We start from the raw sequence: 24,504 nt of genomic DNA, 5'->3' as shown, positions 1-24,504 counted from the left end.
CGCCGCCTCTCTCGTAGCTTTTTGCCCTGCGAAAGGCATGACCTGCCTTTGCTGCACTGAGTCTAGCCGCGTCCCCGCTGCCGCGCGCGCGTCAGGGGCTAGGGTGGAGCCGTGGACATCGATGCCTTCTCAGCCGTGAACGGGAGCAAATGGTCCAGGCTTACTTACCTGGCCCATAAACGGCGGCTGACCGGGGAAGAGGCCGACGAGTTGCTGCGGCTGTACCAAACCGTGTCAGCGCACCTCTCGCTGATCCGTTCCGTGGCGCCGGAATCGGCCTTGTCGTCGTCCCTGTCCGCAGCCTTGGCCCAGGCACGTACCCGGTTTACAGGGGCCAGGTCCAACTTCATGGAAGACCTGGCCCGCTTCTTTGTGATCGCGTTGCCTGCGGCTTTCTACCGGATCCGCTGGCTGACTGTGTGGTGCGGACTTTTCTTCCTGGCGGTGGGTGGGGCGTATGCGTTGTGGATCGGTACCTCGCCGGAGGCCTTGCGGGCGGTATTCGGCAGCGACGACAATATCCGCCGGTACGTCGAGGACGACTTCATCGACTACTATTCCGAAAACCCCGCAGCATCATTCGCCGGCGCCGTGTGGACCAACAACGCCTGGATCTCCGCGCAGGCTGTTGCCTTCGGCATCACCGGATTCTGGGTGCCCATGATCCTCTTCCTCAACGCCCAGGCGGTAGGAGCCGCGGCCGGAGTCTTCGTGGCGACCGGGAAGCTGGACATCTTCTTCAGTTACATCCTTCCGCATGGCCTGATGGAACTGACGGCCGTCTTCATTGCATGCGCAGCCGGATTGAAGATCTTCTGGGCCATGGTCCAACCGGGCCCGAGAACCCGGCTCCAGGCTGTTGCGGAGGAAGGCCGCTCCTTGGTGACCGTTGCGCTGGGACTGGTTTTGGTGCTGCTTGTCTCGGGCGTCGTAGAAGCATTCGTGACGCCCAGCCCTTTGCCGGTGTGGGCGAAGATCACCATCGGGGCGATGGTCCTCGCCGCCTACTGGGTGTACGCGCTGCTGCTGGGCGGACGTGCCTTCCGCGCCGGGGAAACAGGAGACCTGGAAACGAACGACGCCGGATACCGGGGCATAGCTGTGTAGGCACCTTACAGTTACGTTTCAATCTTGCCGACGGCGGGGTGGCTCCTGTTTCGGTGCAAGGGCGGACTGTAGGCTCGAATGCAGACAAGAATCCGGCAGCACGCAGTGGCCGGTCGATGCCTACGGAAGTGAAACCGCTGTGAGCGACAAGAGCCCGAAACCACAAGAACCGGACACGGACGTCCACGACGATCCCGATGAACCGGCCTTCGAATGGATGAAGCCCGCATCGTCCGACGCCACGTCGGCTGCGGGGAACTCCGCCCCAGCCGATGCAGCAACAAAAGCCCAGCCGGCGTCCTCGGCCTCGACTGGATCCCAGCCCGCGGCCCCGACTGGAACCCAGCCCGAAAGCCGCGCCGGCCGCAAGGCGGCCGAAGCTGCGGAAACTGAGCCCGAGCCCCCGCTGTTCGCAGGTTCTTCCCCTGCCGGCAAACCAACCGGCGGCGCGTCGCACTCGGAGCCGTTACCGACGTCGGCCCTTCAGGTCCGTCCGCCCGAAGAGGAAGTTGCCCGCCGCAACGCAGAGCGCGAGCAAGCGGCCAAGGTGAAGCCGCTGGCGCCCCGCATCTTCCAAGTGCTGCTCGCGATTTTCTTCCCCATCATCTTGCTGGTGCTTGCCGTCCGTGCAGTAGCCAGCCCCCTGTTCCTCTGGATCGAGTACAACCGGCCGGGTTTCCCCGGGGACGGCTACGGGTTCAGCACCGAAGACCGCATGACCTACGGCTCCTATGCAGTGGACTACCTCAGCAACTGGGCGGGTCCGCGGTACCTGGGCGGCCTGGTCCATGAGGACGGCAACCAGCTGTTCAAGGACTCCGAAGTTTCCCACATGGCCGACGTCAAGCTGGTCATCCTGTCTTCCTTCGGGGCCGGTCTCCTGCTGATTATCCTGAGCTTCATCGCCATCATGTACCTCCGGAAGAAGAGCGACGGCGGTGTCCGCCGCGGCCTGTTCGCCGGCTCGATCGTCACGCTTGTGATCATCATCGGTCTTGCCGTGTTGGCGGTCCTGAGCTGGCAGCAGTTCTTCACCGAGTTCCACCGCATCTTCTTCGCCAGCGGCACGTGGACTTTCTCGCTCGAGGATACGCTCATCCGCCTCTTCCCCGGCCAGTTCTGGGTTGACGCCGGAATCGTCATCGGCGCCCTGGTGTTCCTGGCAGCAACGGTGACCTTCATCCTGACGTGGCCCACGCGCCGTCGTCGCGGTCTGGGAGCCAAGTCGGCGGATGCCAACGAAGCTGCCGATGTTGAGGCCGAGGCTGCAGACCCCACCGAGGAATCAGCAACCACCAAGCGGTAAGGCTGCGTTCAGCGTAGGTGGCACTACTTTGCGTAAAGCTTCTCCACCAGCTTGGAAAAGTCGTTCGTCACTACATCGCGCTTCAGCTTCAGCGACGGCGTGAGGTGGCCCGATTCTTCGGTGAGTTCGCTGGTGATGAAGTCGAACTTCCGAATGGACTCTGCGGCGGACACCAGCTTGTTGGCTTCATCAACCGCGGACTGCACTTCAGCGCGTACCCGCGGGTCTGTGGATGCTTCCTGGAGGGAAAGCGCACCGAGCTTGTTCTCCGCGCACCAATCCGCAAGTCCTTCAGGATCGAGGGCGATCAATGCGGCAACGAACGGCTTTCCATCGCCGACGACCACTGCCTGGCCCACCAGTTGGTGTTCACGGAGCTTCTCCTCCAGCGGTCCCGGGGCGATGTTCTTGCCAGCGGCAGTGACCAGCAGGTCCTTCTTGCGGCCGGTGATGGTGAGGAATCCGTCCTGGTCGAGCTCGCCGAGGTCTCCCGTGCGGAAGAACCCGTCGACGAACGCTGCCTCCGTGGCGGCCGGGTTGTTGTGGTAACCCTTGAAGACGCCGATGCCCTTCACCAGGATTTCTCCGTCGGCGGCTATCCGGATGGTGGTCCCGGGGAGTGGAATGCCCACGGTGCCGATGCGGAACATGCTGGGTGTGTTGACCGTGCAGGGAGCAGTGGTTTCGGTCAGCCCGTAGCCTTCCAGGACGGGAACGCCGGCCCCGTGGAAGAAATGGTTCTCCCGAAGGCTGAGCGGGCTGGCACCGGAGACCGTGTAGCCCACGGCCCCGCCAAAGACCTCACGGACCTTGGGGTAGAGGAGCTTGTTGAACACTGCATGCTTTGCGCGCAACGTCCAGCCGGGCCCGGTGCCCTGCCCGCGCGAGGCGAGGTCCGCCGCCGTCGAATACTCCACAGCCGTTGACGACGCCGCGGCGAAGAGCCGCCCTTTGCCGCTCATGGCAGCCTTGTGCCCGGCTCCTGCGTAGACCTTTTCGAAGATGCGGGGGACAGCCAGCAGGAACGTCGGTTTGAAGGCCCCGAGGTCATCCATCAACCCGCTCGCTCCTGCGCTGTGGCCCATGGTGATCCCGCCGGTCATTGAGACCACCTGCACGGCCCGCGCCAGGACATGGGCCAACGGCAGGAACATCAGGGTCCTCGCCCCCGGCTGCATGAGCAGTTCAGGCAGGAAAGGAATGACGTTGCGGGTGATGCGGACAAAGTTGCCATGGGTGATTTCGCAACCCTTGGGCCTGCCCGTGGTGCCGGAGGTGTAGACAATCGATGCGACATCGGCAAGGTTCGCGGCGCTGCGTTGCCGTTCCAGCTCAGCGTCGGTAATGCCGGTCCCGACGGCGGACACGCTGGTCAGGTGCGGTGCCTCACCTTCGTGTTCCATGCGGATGATGGTGACCAGGTCATCACCCAGGGCGGCCGACTTATCCACCACAGTCCGGACCAGTTCAGCCTTGGCTGTGTCCTCGACGAAGACGCGGCGGGCTCCGGAGTCCACCAGGATCCATTCGATCTGGCTTGCCGATGACGTCTCGTAAATAGGAACGGTGACCCCGCCGGCCATCCAAATGGCGAAATCCAGCAGCGTCCACTCGAAGCTGGAGCGGGAGAGGACAGCCACCGGATCTCCAGGGTTGAGTCCTCCTGCAATCAAGCCCTTGGCGAGTGCGCTGACGTCGGCCAGGAACCGGGATGCCGTGACGTTCAACCAGCCGTTGGGTGTCTTGTGGGCATAGAGGATGCCAAAGGGATCTTTGGTGCACCGTTCCAGGAGGAGGTCCGTGACGTTGCTGTCCTCATCGGCCTCCACCAGAAGCTCTGTGCTTGCTTCCCTCACGACCCTCCTCGCTTCCTGGGCTTGGCTGTGTGCCCTTGCCTGCGCATTTCTTCCATGGATCAGCCTAAATCCATGAAGGCATCCACATCCTCATCCGCCAGTCCTGGTAACTGATGACCTCTGCAGTCAGGACGGGGTAGAAGAATGCCGTGGCAATCACAGCGAGCATCACCACGAGACCAACGACGTACAGCCCTGAGCGGCGCCGCCAGGGTGGATCGTTGCTCCGCCCCAGCGCCAGGCCGAGGACGTAGGTGAGGGCAAGGACCAGGAAGGGCTCGAAGGACACTGCATAGAAGACGAACATGGTGCGTTCGGGATACATGAACCACGGGAGATAGCCTGCGGCAACCCCGGCCAGGATGGCTCCGGCACGCCAGTCACGCCGGCCCGCCCACCACAAAAGAAGGATGACCAGGGCAATGGTTCCGCCCCACCACACGACGGGGTTTCCGACTGGAAGGATCGCCGAGGAGCAGGTTTCAACGACGCAACCGGACGTGCCCTGCTTGGGGGCCTGGTAGTAGAAGGACGTGGGCCGGCCCATCACCAGCCACGTCCAGGGACTCGATTCGTAAGGGTGGTCCGAGCTGAGGCCCTGATGGAACTTGTACGCCTCCAGGTGGTAGTGCGCCAGGGATCGAATTGGGTTCGGCAGCCAGTCCCAGCCGGGCGAAGGGTTGGTGGCAGCCCATTGGCGGTAATAGGCGTCCTTCGACAGGAACCACCCGGTCCAGGTGGCCACGTACGTCACGCATGCGACGGGGATGATGGTGAAGAAGGCCGCGATGCCGTCCTTGATGATCGCCCCGCTGGCCCAGCTCCGGATTCCTGCAATCCTGCGGGCGCTCATGTCCCAAAAGACCGTCATCAGACCGAATACGGCCACGAAGGAGAGCGCGGACCACTTGGTGCCCACCGCCAAGCCGAGGCAAAGGCCCGCAACCAGGCGCCACCAACGCATTCCCAGCCATGGACCGGAGAGGAGCTGAAGCGGGGATGGCACCCCGCCGGGCGAAGCAGCCGCTTGTGCGGCGAGCCGGGAAGCCAAACGACGGCGGCCGTCGTCGCGGTCCAACAGCAGGGCGCCGAACGCCACCAGGATCCAGAAGGCCAGGAAAATATCCAGCAAGGATGTCCTGGAGAGCACCAGGTGGTGGCCGTCCACTGCAAGCAGCACTCCGGCAACCATACCGAGGGTGTGCGAGCGGAAGAGCTTGAGCGCGATCAGGGACACCAGGAAAACCGTCAGTGTTCCGATGAGAGCCGCCCCGAAGCGCCACCCGAAGGGGTTGTCTGCTCCGAACAGCCACATGCCGAACGCGATCATCCACTTGCCCACAGGCGGGTGGACTACATACTCAGGACTGTTCAGGAGGACGTCGGGGTTGCCCGCGTTGAAGGAATCATTGGCCTTGGCCGGCCAGCTCCGTTCGTAGCCACTCACCAGGTAGGAGTAGGCGTCCTTGACGTAGTAGGTCTCATCGAACACGAGGCTGTGCGGAACCTCAAGGCGGACGAAGCGGAGTACGCCGGCCAGGACGGCGGTCAGGGCAGGGATGAGCCAGAACCAGAGACGCAACGACGGCGGGTAGTCCCGCCAGCTGTGTATGCCGCCAATGAGGCGGTTCCGGAGGCTCTTCGAGGTGAAGGCTTCAGCCGGCCGTGCGATCCAGGATTGCCGCTCCAGCCCGCGCGGCTTAAGCCGGGCGTCCTTTCGGTGGTTTTGCGGGAGCTCCCAAGTAGTCAGTTCCCTTACCGGTTCTTTTGTGTCAGCGGCCGCCGTTCCGTCGGTGTCCCGGGAGGGGACCGGCGTCTCGGCAGTTCCGGAATCGGTGGCAGGAACGGACGACTGGTTCACCCGCCCCATGCTACCTTTCCGTCCTTGGGAGAAACCGGAACTGCCTTTGAACGGCTGGCCGGGGCAGTAGGCTTGGCAAGTGGACGAAGAACGCAGCACCCCTGTTGAGAACCCCTTGGACGACGAATTTTCCGCAGGGGAAACCGTGCAGTCTCCGGAGCGGGGCACCCCCGGTATTGGCAGGATCGTCCTGGCCGCCACACCGATCGGGAATGTGGGCGACGCATCCTCGCGGCTGATCGAGCTCCTGGGCACATCGGACATCATCGCTGCGGAGGACACCCGCCGGCTCCATCGCCTGGTCCAGGCCCTTGGCGTTGAGGTATCCGGCCGCGTGATCAGCTACCACGAGCACAATGAGGTGGCCAAGACCGGCGAACTCCTGGACCAGGTGCGCGAGGGCAAGAGCATCCTCATGGTCAGTGACGCGGGCATGCCGGCGGTTTCCGACCCCGGCTTCCGTCTGGTCGAAGGCGCTGTTGCCGCGGGCCTGACCGTCACCGCTGTTCCCGGCCCCTCCGCGGTGCTGACTGCCCTGGCGTTGTCCGGCCTCCCGACGGACCGCTTCTGTTTTGAAGGCTTCCTGCCCCGAAAATCCGGGGAAAGGAATTCCCGGCTGGGCGAGCTGGCCGACGAACGCCGCACCATGGTGTTCTTCGAGGCCCCGCACCGGCTCGAAGTGATGTTGCGTGCCCTCCATGAGCGGTTTGGCCCGGAGCGGCGTGGAGCGGTGTGCCGTGAGCTGACAAAAACCTACGAGGAAGTCATCCGCGGGTCCTTGCGCGAACTCCTGGAATGGGCCGAGAACAACGAGGTCCGTGGGGAAATTGCCGTGGTGGTGGGCGGTGCACCTGAACAGGCGCCCGGAAAACCGGAAGACCACGTGGCGGCTGTCAATGAGCTGGTAACCCAAGGCATCCGCCTGAAAGAGGCCGTGGCCGCAGTTGCCGAAGACGCACGCATCAGCAAGCGCGAACTCTACGCGGCGGTCCTCGCGGCGCGCTAGGAAGTGCTGTGCAGCTGCACAATTACGGGGGCACTGTGCAGTGCGCACAGGCGTAGACACTCCTTCCGGCCGGGCAGTACCGTGGCAGTAATTCAAGCCACTTCTGGCAAGGAACCCTAGTGGTGCAACACTCCAAAGCACCCAAGACGAAGGAGTCGCCATGACTGTCACGGTTGAACGCGAAAGCGAACTGCTGGCTTCCGTCCCTACTGGCCTGCTGATCAACGGTCAGTGGCGCCCCGCGGGATCCGGAAAGACCTTTGATGTTGAGGACCCGGCCACGGGCAAGGTGCTGCTCAGCATCTCCGACGCCGGTCCGGAAGACGGCGCCGCTGCCCTGGACGCAGCCGCGGCTGCCCAGGCCGACTGGGCCCGCACGGCACCGCGCGAACGCGGCGAAATCCTGCGCCGGGCGTTCGACATGGTGACCGAGCGCGCCGAAGACTTCGCACTGCTGATGACCCTCGAAATGGGCAAGCCCCTGGCCGAAGCCCGCGGTGAAGTAACCTACGGCGCCGAGTTCCTGCGCTGGTTCTCCGAAGAAGCAGTCCGTGTCTCCGGCCGCTACTCCGCAGCCCCGGACGGGAAGAACCGCCTCCTGGTCCAGAAGAAGCCCGTGGGCCCCTGCCTGTTGATCACTCCGTGGAACTTCCCGCTGGCCATGGCCACCCGCAAGATTGCCCCCGCCGTTGCCGCCGGTTGCACCATGGTCCTCAAGCCCGCCAACCTCACCCCGCTGACGAGCCTCCTCTTTGCACAGGTCATGCAGGAAGCCGGCCTTCCCGCAGGTGTCCTGAACGTCATCCAGACCTCCACCGCAGGTGCCGTCACCGGCCCGCTGATCAAGGATGACCGCCTCCGCAAGATCTCCTTCACCGGCTCCACCCCCGTGGGCCAGGCCCTCATCCGTGAGGCCGCGGACAAGGTCCTGCGCACCTCCATGGAACTGGGCGGCAACGCCCCGTTCGTCGTCTTCGAAGACGCCGACCTGGACAAGGCCGTCGAAGGCGCCATCGCTGCCAAGATGCGCAACATGGGCGAGGCCTGCACAGCAGCCAACCGCTTCATCGTCCACGAGTCCGTCGCCGACGCTTTCGCTGAGAAGTTCGCAGCGAAGATCGGTTCCCTCACCACCGCCCGCGGCACCGAGCCCGAATCCAAGGTCGGCCCGCTGATCGACGGCAAAGCCCGTGACGGCGTCCACGCCCTGGTCAGCGAGGCAGTCGCAGGCGGCGCCGAGGCAGTCACCGGTGGTGCCGCCGTCGACGGTCCCGGCTACTTCTACCAGCCCACGGTGCTCAAGAACGTGGCCGAGGGTGCCCGCATCCTCAAGGAAGAAATCTTCGGTCCGGTTGCCCCGATCATCACGTTCTCCACCGAAGACGACGCAGTCCGCCTGGCCAACAACACCGAATACGGCCTTGTGGCCTACGTCTTCACCAAGGACCTCAACCGCGGCCTGCGCGTCAGCGAGAAGCTCGAGACCGGCATGCTCGGCCTGAACGCCGGTGTCATCTCCAACGCCGCTGCTCCGTTCGGCGGCGTCAAGCAGTCCGGCCTGGGCCGCGAAGGCGGCGCAGAAGGCATCGAAGAGTACCTCTACACCCAGTACGTAGGTATCGCGGACCCGTACGCCGACTAGCATCCCTTCCGTGTCCACCGCTCCCGCAACAAGCCGGTAGATGCAAGAAAGACCCTGCCCCTGGAACCACACGTTCCGAGGGGCAGGGTCTTTTTACTGTGCGGCCCTGTATGGGTCCGGTTGTGACCCCGCGCGGGTCAGCGGCGCTGGGGGAGCAGTTGCCGCAACCCCCGCCATGACCTGGCAAGCCCGGCACCGGCCCGCCTCGTGACCGAGGCCAGCGCCCGGAAAGGCGCGCCGAGCGCGTGGAGCCACCGTCGCATCAACGACGGCGGAAGCCAGTCCGCCCGGAAACGGACCCACCAGCCTGAATTGTTGCGCAACGACTCACGGACGACGGCGATCCTGGACGCTGCGGGCGCGGCGGCGGTATCCGAGGGGCGGCCATAGCGCTGCCGTTCGAAGTCGGCGGTGAGGGAGGCAACCGCCCGGTGGGCGGCGTCGTCGAATCCGCCGGGGTCACCAAGCACCGGGCTGGAGCGGAACCTTGCCGAGAAGTGCCGTGGGGTTTCGCTTGGTGTGGAGGGCACGCCAAAGTCCGCGGCCAGGTCCAGCAATTCGGCCCATGCCAATCCTGCGGACGGGTACTCCGGGAGTGGCTGGTCGTCCCCGGGTTTGCGGCGCTTCAGCCGGCGGCGGCGAAGCACGGAGCGGGTAAGGCGCGGAGAACCCAGGAACGCCGCCAGGAGGACGACGGCGGCGGATGTCGCGGCAATAGCGGGAAGCGGGTTCCCCTGAACAGGCCCTTGGGCCGGGGTGTCGATACCGGGCAGCGGGGCCGTGGTGGGAACGGGCGTCGGCGCCGTGCTGGGAACGTCCTTCTCATCGGTGTTCGTGCTGAGGTTTCCGGTGGTGGAAGCCTCGGTGGCATATTCGGGAACGACGCCGCGGGAAGGCGTCGGCTCAAAAGGAACCCACCCGAGGCCTTCGAAGTACAGTTCCGGCCAGGCATGGGCATCACGGGCGTCCACTTCATACTCGGGGAAGGATCCTTGGCCCACCAACGCCACGGATTCGCCGGTCAGCCGGCCCGGTGCGTATCCGACGGCGATTCGGCTGGGGATGCCCTCAACCCGCGCCATCACAGCCATCGCCGATGCGAAATGGACGCAGTAGCCGCTCTTGACGGAAAGGAAATCCGCCAGGACTGACAGGCCGTTGCCGTCATACCCGTTTTGGACCGGAGCCTGGAGGGAGTAGATGAACTCGCCTGAGCGGAGGTATTTCTGGATGGCCAGCGCCTTGGCGTAATTGTTGCCCGCCGATGCCGTCACTGTCCGGGCTGTGTCCCGGACGATGCCCGGGAGGTTTCCGGGGATGCGCAGGAAGTCTTCGGAAATGGAGCGGGGCGCAGCGTTCGCCTGCGACAAAGCCTGGGCCGTGACCTTGGGCGCTGCAGAAAACACAACATACCGCTGTGCCAAAGTGCTGGTTTCCGTGCTCATGATGGTCAGCGTGTCGGGGTCCCACGTCCAGCGTCCGTTGAGCCCGTTGACGGACACTGGTGCAAAGGGTGCAGGCAGATACGGGCTGGTGAAGAGTCCTGCGTTGATGGACGTGACGGCGTTGACTATTTCTCCCTGGACGGAGTACCCGGCCTCGATCCGGTCCGCCCCCGCCCGCCGCGAGCCGGCACGATCATCCGGCGCCCAGGTTTCGCCGTCGAAGTGGTCAATGGTGACCGAGCGCAGGTACAAAGGTCCGCTGGAACTGGTGGCGTAAGTAATCCGGCCCGCGCCGCTGGGGCTGCGGAGGCTGTTGCCCAAGGTGATCATGGGGTTGAGCCCGTTCGAGGTTCCCCACGGCGTGAGCCGCGAGCCTTGCGGGAAGGTACCGTTGTCGAAACCCGGTATTGCCAGCGGCACCACCATCGCCAGGCCAAGGGTCAGCACCCCTGTGACCACCAGGCGCTTGAACTGGCCCGCGCCCCGCGGAGCCCCGGATTGCAGCCGCGAGTCGGGAGCGAACCATTGGCTGCAGCCGAGGATCAGCAGGAACCCGATGGTCGCGCCAATAAAGCCCGGCACGCCGACGCTTTGCGGTTTGATGGTGGCCGGAACAACCATGATGGCCAGCAGGCCGATGCCGCTCGCCGCGGGCATGGAAAGGGGGACGGCCAAGGCATCGATCAAGACCACCAAAAGCCCAAGGCAAGCGCACGTGACGAAGACGATGCCGACGTTTGGAGCCACTGGAGCGCTCTCGGAAACCACGGTTTCCCCGGCACGCTTGATGAGCCTTCCCACTGCCTGGAGCGTCTCCGGCGTGGGGATGAACCCCAGGAGGCTTTCCTGCCGGCAGAACGTGAAGGCCAGGACCCCGATCAGGGAAGCCAAGGAGCCAATGGTGGCCAGCAACGGTTGCACGCGCAAGGAGCGCAACACGGCCAGCGTCAGCGCCACGGCAACCACGGTGGTGATCAGCGGCATGAACCACGCCCAGCCCCGGAAAACCCCGTTCAGTGAAAGCGCGGCACCCAGTACGCCCACGGAAATGGCCCCGGCCATCGCCCAAGGGAACGCGCCCGGACCCGGGCCCGAGGTGCGGCGCCGTGTGCCCGGCGTCGAAGTTTTGCTCCGGGGATCTGCACTCGGCCGCGAAGTGACGGTCATCGCGGCACCGCCGCTCCCCGTCGGACGTCCATGGCAGCCGCAGCCGCAGCCACCATTCCGCCCTCATCGAACGCGGCCCAGGCAGCCGCCAACGGCGTCCTTGACGTAACGGCGACGGCCCGCCATCCACCCTGCCGCAGAATCTCCAGGACTTGCTCGTTGTTGCGGGAGGCATCAGTAACCAGCAGCGCAAAAGCGTTGGCCCCGTAGGCTGCAGCCGGAGCCAGGGCTTTGGCCTCGGGCACGGTCAGGTTGCCAAGCAGCGCCAGGAGGGGGCCGCGCAACCGATGGGCCGCGAGCTTGTCCATGAGCAGGTCATCGAAAGCCGATTCTCCGCCTTCCGGCGATTCATCGACGTTCCTGGCGCCGCGGCCAGGGCCTCGGCCGGCAGCAGCGGTCCTGCCCGGGTTGCGCCGGTCCGCAGACGCTTCTTCGTCCTGACGGGCGTGCTCGGGCCGATGATGCCGGGGACCGGACAACTCAATTGCTGCCAGGCCCTCGGCGATGGCGTGCAGGCCGCCCGCCCCGTTGAATTCCTCCGCGGTGGCGTCAGGAGCGGATTTTGAGTGGCTGAAAGCGGGATGCCCCGAGGCGTCCAACATTCGCAGCGAATAGTTCCGCTCGGACAGGTGTGCGCTGATGGACATCGCAGCCGTCACCACCCACTCGAAACCGGGCGTGGTCAGCAGATCAGTGTCCTCGTCATGGCTCCCGAAGACCGATCCGGTGCTTGGAGCAAAGGCTGCCAGCCGCTGGTCCAGGACGATCGTGGCCTCGGGAGTGGTCACGGACTCTTCCTGGCGCACCATCAATTGCCCGTGGCGCGCCGTTGCCGGCCAGTGAACCCGGCGCATCGGATCACCATGGCGGTACTCGCGGGTCATGATGTCGTCATCGCTCGGGTTGGCGCGGATCCGGGTTGCCGTGACGCCGTCATTTCCCCGGGCACCGGCCAGTCCCGTCGCGGGAAGTTCGACGGCGGCGGGCGTCACGGTGAGGAGGTCGCCGTCGTCGATTGAATGGCGGCGCAAGGACAGGCCAAACGGATCGCTGAACTCCGCGGTGACCGGACCGATCCGGAATTGGCCGCGCTTCCCGGAACGGAGGTGGTACTCATAGCGGCTGGTTCCGCCGGTGGCGGAGCGGGCAGGGAAGCGGAACGCAGGCGGATCCCCGAAACGGGGCGGAAGCTGCTCCTCCATGACCACCTGGCCGGTGCCGTACGAGGTGCGGGCCACGGCCAACCGCACGGTGGTTGCCATGGCGGTTTCCACAGTGGAGGGATTGAACTCCCGGTACACCTGGAATTTAGGTTTGAGGATACGGACCCCCGCCAGTGCCACAAGGGGCAACAAAATCAGGAACACTGCCAAGGTGAGCAAGTCGCGCCGGCCCATGATGTGGGCACAGACGATGGACACCACGCCTGCGGCCAACAAACCCCAACCCCGGTTGGTGAACAGATGCTTGGGAAGCCGATCCACGAGTGCCATCCGGACCGCCTAGGCGCTTTGCTTATCCCTGCGCCACGCGCCGGGCGGTTCCTGGGCGACCGGGAGCGAGGCAAGGATTCCGCGCAGGACGGTCTGGGGGGTGTCGCCGGCGCTCGCCGCTTTCCTGTCCAGGATGATGCGATGCGCCAGGACGGACTCGGCGACGTCCACCACATCGTCAGGGAGAACGAAGTCCCTGCCGTCCAAGGCCGCGGTTGCCTTCGCAGCACGCAGCAACTGGAGCAAGGAGCGCGGACTGGCACCCAACCGCAACCGGGCACTTTCACGGGTGGCGCGGCCTATGGCTACGGTGTACTCCTTGATGGCGGGGGACACGTACACCTGCTGGACCGTGGCAATCATGGCTGCGACGTCGTTGGCGGTGACCACCGGCGTCACCTTGGCCAAGGGCGAAACAGCCTGGTGGGTCTCCAGCATTTCGATTTCCGCATCCCGGTCCGGGTACCCCATGGAGATGCGCGCCATGAAACGGTCGCGCTGGGCCTCGGGGAGCGGGTAGGTGCCCTCCATCTCGATGGGGTTCTGGGTAGCGACCACCATGAACGGCAGGGCCAACGGATAGGAGTGCCCGTCCACCGTGACCTGGTGCTCCTCCATGCACTCGAGCAGTGCGGACTGGGTCTTGGCCGAAGCACGGTTGATCTCGTCACCAATCACGATGTTCGCGAAAACGGCTCCGGGCCGGAACTCGAACTGCCGGGAGGACTGGTTATAGATGGAGACGCCCGTGACATCCGAAGGCAGCAGGTCCGGGGTGAACTGGATACGGGAAACCGTGCAGTCAACGGTTCTGGCAAGTGTCTTTGCCAGCAGGGTTTTCCCTACTCCCGGCACGTCCTCAAGCAGCAGGTGCCCCTGGGCCAGAAGGACCGTCAGGGCCAGCTTGGCGGCATCGGCCTTCCCGTCGATCACCTTGCTGATCGCACCGAGGATCCGTTCGCTGGAATCGTGGAAGCGTTCGGCATCCATGACGTGCGGCTTGTGCCCGTTGTGCACGGCGTCCGGGTTGCGCGAAGCATTCCCGTTGTCTGCAGCGTCCAGGGGCACAGCGCTGTACGCCTCGCCCTGAAAAGAAGCTGGTTCAACAGTGGCGCGTCGCTTGGACTCCATGGAATGCCCTTCAGCCGTGGCCGCCCGCCCGGCAACGTGCCGGCGTTGGCCGCCTTGTCCGTTCCAGCCTACCCAGACTTTGGGCGTCGCTGACATAGTGCAGGGGGAATTTGTGTGCTGCATGGAGTTCGTCACCGCGGGCCGCGGGGATGGGGGAGGACCGCGGTCCGATTAAGGTGGGAGCATGTGCAATTCCCTCGCCCCTGCTCCCTATCGCACGTCCGCAGACCCAGACGATGCCAAGGCATCGCGCAAGGAATATCCACCCGCGCCCCAACCGCTCCCCGTCCCCGTGATGGACAACCACACGCATCTGGACTTCCGGCACGGCCTGATCGAGGTAAGCGTCGCCGACGCCATGGACGCAGCCGCCGCCGTCGGTGTTCAAGGAGCCATCCAGGTAGGGTGCGACCTCGAGTCGTCCAGGTTCACCGTGCAAGCGGTGGAAGCCGACCCGCGGCTTCTGGGCGCAGTGGCGATCCATCCGAACGATGCTCCCGTTTACGCCGGACGCGGAGAGCTGGAGTCAGCGCTCGCCGAGATCGAAGACCTTGCCCGCCATCCCAGGGTCCGTGCCATCGGCGAGACCGGCCTGGACTTCTTCCGCACGCACGGCGAGGGACTGGCGCATCAGCGCTATTCCTTCCGGCGCCACATAGATATTGCCAAGCGCCTTGACCTCACCCTGCAGATCCACGACCGCGATGCCCACGACGACGTGGTGCAGGTGCTCAAGGAAGAGGGCGCTCCGGAGCGGGTGGTCTTCCATTGCTTTTCCGGCGACGAGGAGCTGGCGAGGATCTGCAATGACAACGGCTGGTACATGTCCTTCGCCGGGACCATGACGTTCAAGAACGCGCAGAACCTCAGGGACGCCCTGGCCATCGCGGAACCATCCAGGGTGCTGGTGGAGACCGATTCGCCGTTCCTCACCCCGCACCCTTACCGGGGACGTCCCAACGCAAGCTACATGGTTCCCTACACTGTCCGCTCCATGGCCGATGTGACTGGAGGTGACCTCTCCGAGCTGTGTTCGCGCCTCGCGGAAAACACCGTCAATGCCTACGGATCATGGGCATAAGGGCCATCTGACGTGCAGGTATTCGATGTGATGCTGAATACCCGGTATGCATTTTGATTGGCTCGTTTATAACAAATCGGTTACTGTGAACCAAATAGCCGGGGTCGGGGAAGGCCTTCGGACAACTGGTTCGGCAGGATCCGGACTCACCAGTTGAATGTCGTGACGGCGCAGCAGCCGGCAGTGAAGCGTGGGACCGGGCGTGAGCCAGGCCCCTCTGTTTTGCCGCTGGTGTGTTTCTTTGCGCTTTTCCCCGTGCCCGGATGGTCTGAGAGTTATGGGCAAACGTGATCAAGTTCTTCACAACGGACGGCAAGTTCAGTTTCCTCAAAGTGGGCGCCCAGGTGCTGGTGTTAGTGGCACTGGTAGCCGGTGTTGTTGCCTTCGTGGGCAACAACAAGACGGTCACCTTGAACGTCGACGGAAAAGTGAGCTCCATCCAGACCTTTGGCGGAACCGTCGACCAGGTGGTCAAAGCAGCCAAGGTTGAACTGAAGAACGATGACCGGGTGACTCCCGCGCTGGAATCCCGGGTGGAAAACGGCTCCGTGGTGAACGTCAACCTCGCCAAGGCCGTCTCCATCGAACTGGACGGCGCCCGGAAGACGGTCAACACCAACGCTCCCGATGTGGCAGGCCTGGTCAGCGAACTCGGCGTCGCCGGTTCTTCCGAAATTTCCCAGCCCAAGGATGCTTCCCTCGAAGTCCAGGGTTCCTTCGTGTCCATCTCCACGCCCAAGACCATCAGCCTCGTAGCCGACGGCAAGGACACCAGCACCACCACCACGGCCTCCGACGTCGCCGAGGTCCTCAAGGACGCCGGGATCACCGTGGGTGCCAATGACCGCGTCTCCCAGCCGAGCAACGCCCCCATTGTCCAGGACATGGTCATCAAGGTCTCCCGCGTGGACACCAGCAAGACTGCCGAGACCACCGAGGAAGTCCCGTTCGAGAGCGTCAAGAGCGAAAGCGCGGAGCTCTACAAGGGTGAGGAAAAGGTAACGCAGAAGGGCGTCGCCGGCTCCGTGGTCAAGACGTTCAAGCTGGTCCTCGTGGATGGCCGTGAAGCCTCCCGCACCCTGGTCTCCAGCAACGTGACCACCCAGCCCGTCACCGAGAAGGTGGCTGTTGGAACCAAGGCACGTCCGGTGGCGGCAGCGAAGGCAGCCGCTCCCGTATCCAGCGGCCCCACCGGTGCTCCCAACGAAGCAATGTGGGACCGTATTGCCCAGTGTGAATCCGGCGGCAACTGGTCCATCAACACCGGCAACGGCTACTACGGCGGCCTCCAGTTCTCCAGCCCCACCTGGCTCGCCAACGGTGGTGGCGCCTACGCACCGACCGCCAACCTTGCCACCAAGGCACAGCAGATCGATATCGCCAACCGCCTCTACGCCAAGAACGGCCTCCGCGACTGGGGCTGCGCGCACGCGGCCTAGCCCGGCGCAGACGATACGATACCTAGGTGACTGAACCGAATTCCGAACCCGCCGCCGTCGCGCCTTTGCTGGGCGCAACTGACATCCGACGGTTAGCCGAGGAAATCGGTGTCCGCCCCACCAAGACCCTGGGGCAGAACTTTGTGATCGACGGCAACACCATTCGCAGGATCGTGTCCGCGGCCGGCATCGACCCGGACGAGACCGTGCTGGAAGTTGGACCCGGCCTTGGCTCGCTGACGTTGGGCCTGCTGGACGCGGCCCGCGAGGTGGTCGCCGTCGAAATCGATCCAGTGCTGGCCGGCAAGCTGCCGGAGACGGTCCGTACCTGGCGGCCCCAGGCTGAGGAGCGCTTCCACCTGGTGCTGTCCGATGCCATGAAGGTGACCGAACTGCCGGTGGAGCCCACTGCCTTGGTGGCCAACCTGCCCTACAACGTGGCCGTCCCGGTGGTGCTGCATCTGCTCCAGCACTTCCCGGGCCTGCGCCACGGCCTTGTGATGGTGCAGGACGAGGTGGCCGACCGCCTCGCGGCGTCGCCAGGTTCCAAGATCTACGGCGTCCCGTCCGTCAAGGCCGCCTGGTACGGGCGCATGCGCAAGGCCGGTGTGATCGGCATGAACGTGTTCTGGCCGGCACCCAAGATCCATTCGGGCCTGGTGGAATTCACGCGCCACGAGCCGCCCGCCACCCACGTGACGCGGGACCAGGTCTTCGCCGTCATCGACGCCGCGTTTGCGCAGCGGCGCAAGACGCTCAGGGCTGCGCTGGCGGGTTGGGCAGGCGGTGCCGTGGAGGCCGAACGGTGCCTGGTAGCTGCAGGGGTGGACCCCACCGCACGCGGCGAAGTCCTGGACATTGGCGCGTACGTGCGGATCGCCGAAGCGCGCCACCCCGCAGCAGTATGACCCCGGGAATCCGCAGGCCCGGGGAACTGCCCTACCAAGGGGAGCGCTTCCGTGCACGCACGGTCCGGGTGAAAGCGCCCGGCAAAGTCAACGTCTCGCTGGCCGTGGGACCCTTGCGACCCGATGGCTACCACTCCGTGGCCAGCGTCTACCTGGCAGTGTCCTTGTACGAGGAGGTTGCTGCGACCAGCACTGAAGCCCCCGGGATCACCGTCAGCATCAGCCCGGCGAGCACCTTGGACCTGGACGGCGTCGATATCCCGCTGGATGAGCGCAACCTGGCTTACAGGGCAGCCGCTGTGATGGCCGAGATGTCGGAGAAACCAACCGGCGTGCACTTGGAGATCACCAAGCGCGTTCCCGTCGCCGGCGGGATGGGCGGGGGGTCCGCCGATGCCGCGGCCACGCTGTTGGCGTGCGATGCCTTGTGGAACAGCGGCCTCTCCCGCGAGGAACTTGCGCACGTGGCCGCCGAACTTGGCGCGGATGTGCCGTTCTCGCTCCTGGGCGGGACCGCGGTCGGGCTCGGGGTAGGGGACAAGCTCTCGCCGGCACTGGCCAAAGCACAGATGGACTGGGTGCTGGTTTTCGCCGACTACGGACTGTCGACCCCGGACGTATTCCGCACCCTGGACGGGCTGCGGGATTCGGAAGGCGCGGACGTTCCGGAACCCGTGGAGGTGGATCCAACCATCCTCCAGGCCCTACGGAACGGCGATCCTGAAACCCTGAGCCGGGTCCTCGTCAACGACCTGCAAAGAGCCTCGATAGCCCTGGCCCCGCAGCTTCGCGACACAATCGGGCTTGGGGAGGCGCAAGGCGCCCTGGCCGGCATGGTCTCCGGCTCCGGACCCACCGTGGCCCTCCTTGCGAGGGATCCCGGTGCCGCCTCCGTGCTGGCCGAAGACCTGACACACCGGGGGCACAACGCCATCGCTGTGCACGGACCCGTGCCAGGCGCCCGGATCATCTCCGATACCCTCCTTTAGTAGCTCCCTGCCTTTATTAGCTCCCTGCACACCAGCTCCAGAAAGTAGTACCCATTGGCCCACCTGCTTGGCGGCGAAAACCTCTCTGTCACCTATGGCACCCGCACCGTGCTCGACGGCGTCACCCTCGGTTTGGAGGATGGCGACCGGATTGGCATGGTCGGCCGCAACGGCGACGGAAAGTCCACCCTCATGCGGCTGCTTGCGCTGCGATCCACTCCGGACTCGGGCCGGGTCACCAAACGCAACGACGTCACTGTGGGCTACCTGGACCAAAGCGACGTGCTCGACGGCGACCTGACGGTGGGTGCCGCGATCGTCGGCGACCAAGCGGACCACGAATGGGCAGCGAACCCGAAGATCCGGGAAATCATGGGCGGCCTGGTAGGCGACGTTGACTGGCACGCCAACGTGCACTCGCTCTCCGGTGGCCAGAAGCGGCGGGTGGCACTGGCCAAGCTCCTGATCGGCGACCACGACGTCATCATGTTGGACGAACCGACCAACCACCTCGACGTCGAAGGCGTTGCGTGGCTGGCGCGGCACCTCAAATCACGCTGGCGCGCCAACCAAGGCGCGTTCCTGGTGGTCACCCACGACCGCTGGTTCCTCGACGAGGTCTGCAACTACACCTGGGAAGTCCACGACGCCATGGTGGACATGTTCGACGGCGGGTACGCCGCCTACGTCCTGGCGCGCGCCGAGCGCGACCGCATGGCCGCCGTCGTCGAGAATAAGCGCCAGCAACTGGTCAAGAAGGAACTCGCCTGGCTGAGGCGTGGCGCACCGGCCCGGACCTCCAAGCCCAAGTTCCGCATCGAAGCCGCCAACGAGCTCATCTCCGACGTCCCCGAACCCCGCGACTCCGTGGCGCTGAGCAAGATGGCCACCGCCCGGCTGGGCAAGGACGTGCTGGACCTTGAGAACATCACCCTCGACTTTGAGGGAGGCGAATCCGGGCAGAAGCTGTTCAACAACATCACGCTGCGGTTGGCGCCGGGGGAGCGTCTGGGGCTGGTAGGGGTCAACGGCGCCGGCAAGTCCACGCTGCTGCGGCTCCTGAACGGCGACATCCAACCAACGTCGGGTCGGCTCAAGCGCGGTAAGACCGTGGTCACGGCTGTCCTTACGCAGGACGTGAAGGAACTTGACGAGGTCTCGGACCTCCGTGTCATTGAGGTCATTGAACGCGAGAAGCGCTCGTTCAGCGTTGGCGGCAAGGAGTTCACGGCCGGGCAACTGGTGGAGCAGTTGGGCTTCACCAAGGAAAAGCAGTGGACGCCGGTCTCCGACCTGTCCGGTGGTGAGCGCCGCCGCCTCCAACTCCTGCGCCTGCTGGTGGGGGAGCCCAACGTCCTCATGCTGGACGAGCCCACCAACGACCTCGACACCGACACCCTGGCCGCCGTGGAGGACGTCCTGGACGGCTGGCCCGGAACGCTGGTGGTTGTCAGCCACGACCGGTACCTGCTGGAGCGCGTCACCGACCACCAAATGGCCTTGCTCGGTGACGGGAAGCTCCGTGGGCTGCCCGGCGGCGTGGACCAGTACCTTGAACTGCGCGAAGCCGCCCTGGCTTCCGGGTCCCTCGGCGGTTCCACCGCACCTACCGCCGGTTCTGCGGGAGGTTCCGCTCCGACGTCGGCGGATGGACCCAGCGAGGCCGAAAAACGCGAAGCGCGGAAGGACCTCAACAGGATCGACCGTCAGCTCGGAAAGTTGGCCCAGCAGGAGGAGAAGCTCCACGCCCAGATGGCAGCCAAGTCCGAATCCGGAGACTTCGACGCCCTCGGGGAGCTCAACGCCAAGCTGCAGGAACTCCTCGAGGAGAAGGAAGGCCTGGAGCTCGAGTGGCTCGAAGCCGCTGAAGTCCTCGGGGAGTAAGCCCGCCCCAGCAACGCTCTTTCACGTCCCGTCGGTTTGTGGGGGTTGCTCTGTCACGTCCCGTCGGTTTGCGGGGGTTGCTCTTTCACGTCCCGTCGGTTTGCGGGGCCGGTTCGTACCCCAGGAGCCAGTGCAGGCCGTAGCGGTCTATCACCTGACCATCAGATGCGCCCCACGGCTTCGGGCCCAAGGGATCGACTACCTTGCCGCCGTCGGCGAGTTTGTCGAACCACTGGTGGAGAACCGCCGGGGCAGCTGTGCCAAGGAGCGAGAGCATGAGGCCCTCCATGCGGACGCTCGGCCCACCCTCCGAGGCGTCGGCTCCAGCTAGGCTCACTGGTCCGTCGAGGACGCCGTGTGCGATTGCGTCTGCCGGTCCGTCAACGCGTCCAAATTCCTCATAGGAGTAGAGGGCAAGAGAGCCGCCGAAGACTCCCGCGTAGAAGGTAAGAGCCTCGCGCGCAGTGCCGGGGAAGAGGGCGTAAATCTGCAGTGGAGTCATTCCGGGATCCTATCCGCCGTGATAGAGGAACGCCCGTAGGCGGCCGGGATGTGATAGAGGAACGCCCGTAGGCGGCTGGGAAGTGATAGAGGATCAGGGGGCGGAGCGGAGGGCGGGCTCCTTTTGGAGGCCGGTCAGGCCGTTCCACGCCAGGTTCACCAGGTGTGCCGCTACGGCCCTCTTGTCCGGCTGCCGGCTGTCAAGCCACCATTGGCCCGTCATCGCCACCATGCCCACGAGCATTTGCGCATACATGGCACCGTCCGCGGCGCTGAAACCGCGGCGGGCGAACTCGTCGGACAGCAGGTGTTCCACCCTGGCGGTGACATGCGAGAGCAGGGTGGAGAAGGCACCTTCGGGTTGCGACGGCGGTGCGTCGCGCATGAGGATGCGGAAACCGTCGGTGCGTTCCTCGATGTAGCCCAGCAGTGCCAAGGCCGCCCGCTCCACGAGGACGCGGGGCTTGGCCTCGGTGCTGAGGGCCTCGGTGATGGAGTCCAGCAGGATCCGGAATTCCGCATCGACCACCTGCCGGTAGAGACCCTCCTTGGAACCGAAGTGCTCGTAGATGACCGGTTTGGAAACCCCGGCAGTCGCTGCGATTTCCTCGATGGTGGTGCCGTCCAGCCCGCGGGTAGCGAATAATGACCGGCCAATCCCGATGAGCTGCTCGCGACGTTGTTGGCCGGTCATCCTGGCACGGACCGTGGTGCCGCCGGAGGCGTGTTCCGAGGGCCCGCGGGACGGGATTGACCGGGAAAATTCAGTGCGCTTGCTCACTTGTCCATCATGCACCACCGGCGGTATTGGAGCCGGACAGGACCGCTGATACCGTGCCGAACGGGCATTTCCGGGCCGGTCCACGCCGGTCAAGTCGCGAAGCACGCAAAGGTCATGGCAAACTAGTTTCTTGTGTGTGCATCCCGGTTAGCCGGGAAGGCTTCCAAGCCTCAGGACTTGGGCTCGCCGGGCATGCACGGTCCGCTCTGGTGTAACGGCAGCACCCCGGCCTTTGGAGCCGTGGAGTATAGGTTCGAATCCTATGGGCGGAACGGTCGGAATGCGCTCCACTCTGTACCTGGAACGGCTCGAGCGGTGTCTGGGTCCAAGGCTTGGATGGCAGTATTCCGAAGCCGGGTCATCCGGGACAAACCGAGCAAGGAGAGCCAGTACGTGAGCCCCGAAACCACCGGTCCCGCAGCGGTCATCGTCCTGGCCGCAGGTGCCGGAACGCGAATGAAGTCGCGGACTCCCAAGATTCTCCACGAAATCGGCGGCCGTTCCATGGTTGGCCACGCCATCCTCGCCGCCCGTTCGCTTAACCCGCAGAGGCTTGCCCTTGTGGTCCGCCACGAGCGTGACCGCGTGGCCGGGCACATTTCCACGCAGGACCCCGAGGCCCTGATCGTGGACCAGGACGACGTTCCCGGCACGGGACGCGCCGTGGAAGTGGCGCTGAAGGCCCTCGATGCCCAGGGCGACGTCACCGGCACCGTGGTTGTAACTTACGGCGATGTTCCCCTGCTGACGGGTGAATTGCTGGGCGAACTGGTCTCCACCCACGAATCCCAGGGCAACGCAGTAACCGTCCTGACCGCGGTCCTGGACGACGCCACCGGCTACGGCCGGATCCTTCGTGCCGAAGACGGAACCGTGCTGGGCATCCGCGAGCACAAGGATGCCTCCGAAGAAGAACGCAGCATCCGCGAGATCAACTCCGGCATTTACGCCTTCGACGCCGCCGTCCTTCGCACCTCCCTGGAAAGCGTCACCACGGACAACGCCCAGGGCGAGATGTACCTGACCGACGTCCTTGGCCTGGCGCGCGACGCCGGTGGCCGGGTTGCCGCCGTCGTCACCACTGACCGCTGGCAGGTTGAAGGCGCCAACGACCGCATCCAGTTGTCCGCGCTGGGCGCCGAGCACAACCGCCGCATCATCGAATCCTGGATGCGCGCCGGTGTGACGGTAGTGGATCCTGCCACCACCTGGATCGATTCCACCGTGACCCTGGACGAGGACGTCAGGCTGCTGCCCAATACGCAACTGCACGGTTCCACCACCGTGGCGAGGGACGCCGTCGTCGGTCCTGACACGACGCTCACCGACGTGAACGTGGGTGAGGGCGCCAAGGTTGTCCGCACGCACGGATCCGGTTCCACCATCGGTGCCAAGGCAAGCGTTGGACCGTTCACGTACCTTCGCCCGGGCACGGTCCTTGGCGAAACGGGCAAGATCGGCGCCTTCTACGAGACCAAGAACGTCACCATTGGCCGCGGCTCCAAGCTGTCCCACCTCGGGTACGCCGGTGACGCCGAAATCGGCGAGGACACCAACATTGGTTGCGGCAACATCACAGCCAATTACGACGGCGAGAAGAAGCACCGTACGGTGATCGGCTCGGGCGTCCGCACCGGTTCGAATACGGTCTTCGTGGCCCCGGTGACCGTAGGTGACGGCGCTTACAGCGGTGCCGGCGCCGTGATCCGCAAGGATGTGCCCGCAGGCGCCCTTGCCCTGAACGTCGCCGCCCAGCGGAACGCCGAAGGCTGGGTCCTGGCCAACCGCGAAGGCTCCGTCTCCGCCCGCCTTGCCGAAGCGGCACTGGAACCGCGGCTGGCTGCCGCCCCCACATCTTCACCATCCCCGGCAACCACAGAAGAAGGCAAATAGGAATGAGCGAAATTACCGCACACGGCGAGAAGAAACTGGTTCTCGCCTCCGGACGGGCGCATCCGGAGCTGGCGCAGGAAATCGCAAAGGAACTGGAAACCGAACTCCTTCCGGTGGACGCGTACGACTTCGCCAACGGGGAAATCTATGTGCGGTCGGCCGAGAGCGTTCGTGGTACGGATGCGTTCGTTATCCAGGCGCACCCGGCACCGCTGAACAACTGGCTGATGGAGCAGTTGATCATGATCGACTCCCTCAAGCGCGCCTCTGCCAAGCGCATCACGGTGGTTTCGCCGTTCTACCCCTACTCCCGCCAGGACAAGAAGGGCCGTGGCCGCGAGCCCATCTCCGCCCGCCTGGTTGCTGATCTCTACAAGACCGCCGGCGCTGACCGCATCATGTCGGTGGACCTGCATACCTCGCAGATCCAGGGCTTCTTCGACGGCCCCGTTGACCACTTGATGGCCATTCCGCTCCTGGCCGACTACATCCGCACCAAGGTGGAAGCTGACAACATCACTGTCGTTTCGCCTGACACCGGCCGCGTCCGCGTTGCCGAACAGTGGGCCGAGCGCCTTGGCGGCGCCCCCTTGGCTTTCGTGCACAAGAGCCGCGACCTGACCGTGCCCAACCAGGCCGTGTCCAAGACCGTCGTGGGCCAGGTCGAAGGCCGCACTTGCGTCCTGATCGACGACATGATCGATACCGGTGGAACCATTTCCGGTGCCGTCCAGGTCCTGAAGAACGCCGGGGCCAAGGACGTCATCATCGCCTGCACGCACGCCGTGTTCTCCGATCCCGCAGCCCAGCGCCTGGCCGAGTCGGGTGCACGTGAAGTGGTGGTCACCAACACCCTGCCGATTCCTGCCGAGAAGCGCTTCCCGCAGCTGACGGTGCTGTCCATCGCACCGCTGATTGCCCGCGCCATCCGTGAAGTGTTCGACGACGGTTCGGTCACCAGCCTCTTTGACGGCAAGGCGTAACGCCGGACTGCTGTACGTAGACGGGCCATCG

18 protein-coding genes and 1 tRNA gene are annotated in these 24,504 nt (G+C 64.9%); 12 read left to right on the top strand and 7 right to left on the bottom strand.

Translation table 11 applies throughout. The annotated features are described in order from the left end of the window. Positions 1-111: 111 nt before the first annotated feature. Positions 112-1,107 (top strand): stage II sporulation protein M, encoded by a 996-nt coding sequence (locus HMI59_RS15060; RefSeq protein ID WP_193591748.1) that lies wholly within the window; start codon positions 112-114, stop codon positions 1,105-1,107. A gap of 139 nt (positions 1,108-1,246) precedes the next feature. Continuing rightward, the gene (locus tag HMI59_RS15055) at positions 1,247-2,413 is read left to right on the top strand and encodes a TIGR01906 family membrane protein (protein ID WP_193591747.1); all 1,167 of its coding nucleotides are present in this window, start codon (positions 1,247-1,249) and stop codon (positions 2,411-2,413) included. Positions 2,414-2,436: 23 nt separating this feature from the next. Here HMI59_RS15055 and HMI59_RS15050 read toward each other — a convergent pair whose 3' ends face one another. Together HMI59_RS15050 and HMI59_RS15045 are read right to left on the bottom strand one after the other, a co-directional pair. Continuing rightward, positions 2,437-4,269 carry a long-chain fatty acid--CoA ligase gene (locus tag HMI59_RS15050; RefSeq protein ID WP_193591746.1) on the bottom strand — a complete coding sequence of 611 codons (1,833 nt, stop codon included), beginning with the start codon at positions 4,267-4,269 and terminating at the stop codon, positions 2,437-2,439. Between the two features lie 64 nt (positions 4,270-4,333). Beyond that, positions 4,334-6,130, bottom strand: a complete 1,797-nt coding sequence (locus HMI59_RS15045; protein ID WP_236593491.1) for a dolichyl-phosphate-mannose--protein mannosyltransferase — start codon at positions 6,128-6,130, stop codon at positions 4,334-4,336. A 175-nt stretch (positions 6,131-6,305) separates the two neighbouring features. Between HMI59_RS15045 and rsmI the strand changes: the two genes are divergently transcribed. Then, positions 6,306-7,136 (top strand): 16S rRNA (cytidine(1402)-2'-O)-methyltransferase, encoded by an 831-nt coding sequence (gene rsmI / locus HMI59_RS15040; RefSeq protein ID WP_052474137.1) that lies wholly within the window; start codon positions 6,306-6,308, stop codon positions 7,134-7,136. Between the two features lie 160 nt (positions 7,137-7,296). Further along, the gene (locus HMI59_RS15035) at positions 7,297-8,778 is read left to right on the top strand and encodes an NAD-dependent succinate-semialdehyde dehydrogenase (RefSeq protein WP_021471471.1); all 1,482 of its coding nucleotides are present in this window, start codon (positions 7,297-7,299) and stop codon (positions 8,776-8,778) included. 137 nt (positions 8,779-8,915) lie between these two features. Here the strand turns inward: HMI59_RS15035 and HMI59_RS15030 are convergent, their stop codons facing one another. Genes HMI59_RS15030 through HMI59_RS15020 form a run of 3 tightly spaced genes read right to left on the bottom strand, consistent with a single transcriptional unit; the run spans position 8,916 to position 14,014 of the window. Next, on the bottom strand, positions 8,916-11,390 hold the full coding sequence (locus HMI59_RS15030) for a DUF3488 and DUF4129 domain-containing transglutaminase family protein (protein ID WP_370583505.1): 2,475 nt from the start codon (positions 11,388-11,390) through the stop codon (positions 8,916-8,918). Further along, the gene (locus tag HMI59_RS15025) at positions 11,387-12,883 is read right to left on the bottom strand and encodes a DUF58 domain-containing protein (RefSeq protein WP_166185194.1); all 1,497 of its coding nucleotides are present in this window, start codon (positions 12,881-12,883) and stop codon (positions 11,387-11,389) included. Before HMI59_RS15025 ends, HMI59_RS15030 begins: the two co-directional genes overlap by 4 nt. Before the next feature lie 9 nt (positions 12,884-12,892). Continuing rightward, entirely contained in the window at positions 12,893-14,014 is a 1,122-nt protein-coding gene (locus HMI59_RS15020) for a MoxR family ATPase (RefSeq protein ID WP_031216222.1), read from the bottom strand. A gap of 184 nt (positions 14,015-14,198) precedes the next feature. Between HMI59_RS15020 and HMI59_RS15015 the strand changes: the two genes are divergently transcribed. From HMI59_RS15015 to HMI59_RS14995, 5 genes are all read left to right on the top strand, one after another. Then, positions 14,199-15,095: a TatD family hydrolase gene (locus HMI59_RS15015; protein ID WP_193591744.1), complete on the top strand. Its 897-nt coding sequence runs from the start codon at positions 14,199-14,201 to the stop codon at positions 15,093-15,095. Positions 15,096-15,382: 287 nt separating this feature from the next. Then, positions 15,383-16,534 (top strand): resuscitation-promoting factor, encoded by a 1,152-nt coding sequence (locus tag HMI59_RS26040; RefSeq protein ID WP_193591743.1) that lies wholly within the window; start codon positions 15,383-15,385, stop codon positions 16,532-16,534. Between the two features lie 26 nt (positions 16,535-16,560). After that, positions 16,561-17,442, top strand: a complete 882-nt coding sequence (gene rsmA, locus HMI59_RS15005) for a 16S rRNA (adenine(1518)-N(6)/adenine(1519)-N(6))-dimethyltransferase RsmA (protein WP_021471465.1) — start codon at positions 16,561-16,563, stop codon at positions 17,440-17,442. Beyond that, a complete protein-coding gene (locus HMI59_RS15000; RefSeq protein WP_166185203.1) occupies positions 17,439-18,431 on the top strand; it encodes a 4-(cytidine 5'-diphospho)-2-C-methyl-D-erythritol kinase in 993 nt (330 codons plus the stop codon). The genes rsmA and HMI59_RS15000 overlap by 4 nt, the downstream gene beginning before the upstream one ends. 54 nt (positions 18,432-18,485) lie before the next feature. Beyond that, positions 18,486-20,315: an ABC-F family ATP-binding cassette domain-containing protein gene (locus HMI59_RS14995; protein WP_166185205.1), complete on the top strand. Its 1,830-nt coding sequence runs from the start codon at positions 18,486-18,488 to the stop codon at positions 20,313-20,315. 85 nt (positions 20,316-20,400) lie between these two features. On the opposite strand, the gene HMI59_RS14990 is transcribed toward HMI59_RS14995, so the two are convergent. Next, on the bottom strand, positions 20,401-20,817 hold the full coding sequence (locus HMI59_RS14990; protein WP_193591742.1) for a VOC family protein: 417 nt from the start codon (positions 20,815-20,817) through the stop codon (positions 20,401-20,403). Between the two features lie 93 nt (positions 20,818-20,910). Then, positions 20,911-21,510 (bottom strand): TetR/AcrR family transcriptional regulator, encoded by a 600-nt coding sequence (locus HMI59_RS14985; protein WP_031216219.1) that lies wholly within the window; start codon positions 21,508-21,510, stop codon positions 20,911-20,913. A 287-nt stretch (positions 21,511-21,797) separates the two neighbouring features. Here HMI59_RS14985 and HMI59_RS14980 point away from each other — a divergent pair. From HMI59_RS14980 to HMI59_RS14970, 3 genes are all read left to right on the top strand, one after another. Then, a tRNA-Gln gene (locus tag HMI59_RS14980) sits at positions 21,798-21,869 on the top strand. A 121-nt stretch (positions 21,870-21,990) separates the two neighbouring features. Further along, positions 21,991-23,490, top strand: coding sequence for a bifunctional UDP-N-acetylglucosamine diphosphorylase/glucosamine-1-phosphate N-acetyltransferase GlmU (glmU, locus tag HMI59_RS14975; RefSeq protein ID WP_193593778.1), 1,500 nt, complete (start codon positions 21,991-21,993; stop codon positions 23,488-23,490). Positions 23,491-23,492: 2 nt separating this feature from the next. After that, positions 23,493-24,473, top strand: a complete 981-nt coding sequence (locus HMI59_RS14970; RefSeq protein ID WP_021471459.1) for a ribose-phosphate diphosphokinase — start codon at positions 23,493-23,495, stop codon at positions 24,471-24,473. The last annotated feature ends 31 nt before the right edge of the window (positions 24,474-24,504 follow it).

Source organism: Paenarthrobacter sp. YJN-5 (assembly GCF_015040095.1).
Classification (GTDB): Bacteria; Actinomycetota; Actinomycetes; order Actinomycetales; family Micrococcaceae; genus Arthrobacter; species Arthrobacter ureafaciens.
This window is presented reverse-complemented; position numbering and strand designations above follow the sequence as displayed.

Coding starts and splice junctions, on each gene's coding strand:
- HMI59_RS15035 (WP_021471471.1), top strand. CDS start 7,297: ATGACTGTCACGGTTGAACGCGAAAGCGAACTGCTGGCTTCCGTCCCT.
- HMI59_RS15030 (WP_370583505.1), bottom strand. CDS start 11,390: ATGACCGTCACTTCGCGGCCGAGTGCAGATCCCCGGAGCAAAACTTCG.
- HMI59_RS15025 (WP_166185194.1), bottom strand. CDS start 12,883: ATGGCACTCGTGGATCGGCTTCCCAAGCATCTGTTCACCAACCGGGGT.
- HMI59_RS15020 (WP_031216222.1), bottom strand. CDS start 14,014: ATGGAGTCCAAGCGACGCGCCACTGTTGAACCAGCTTCTTTTCAGGGC.
- HMI59_RS15015 (WP_193591744.1), top strand. CDS start 14,199: ATGTGCAATTCCCTCGCCCCTGCTCCCTATCGCACGTCCGCAGACCCA.
- HMI59_RS15000 (WP_166185203.1), top strand. CDS start 17,439: ATGACCCCGGGAATCCGCAGGCCCGGGGAACTGCCCTACCAAGGGGAG.
- HMI59_RS14990 (WP_193591742.1), bottom strand. CDS start 20,817: ATGACTCCACTGCAGATTTACGCCCTCTTCCCCGGCACTGCGCGCGAG.
- HMI59_RS14985 (WP_031216219.1), bottom strand. CDS start 21,510: ATGACCGGCCAACAACGTCGCGAGCAGCTCATCGGGATTGGCCGGTCA.
- HMI59_RS14970 (WP_021471459.1), top strand. CDS start 23,493: ATGAGCGAAATTACCGCACACGGCGAGAAGAAACTGGTTCTCGCCTCC.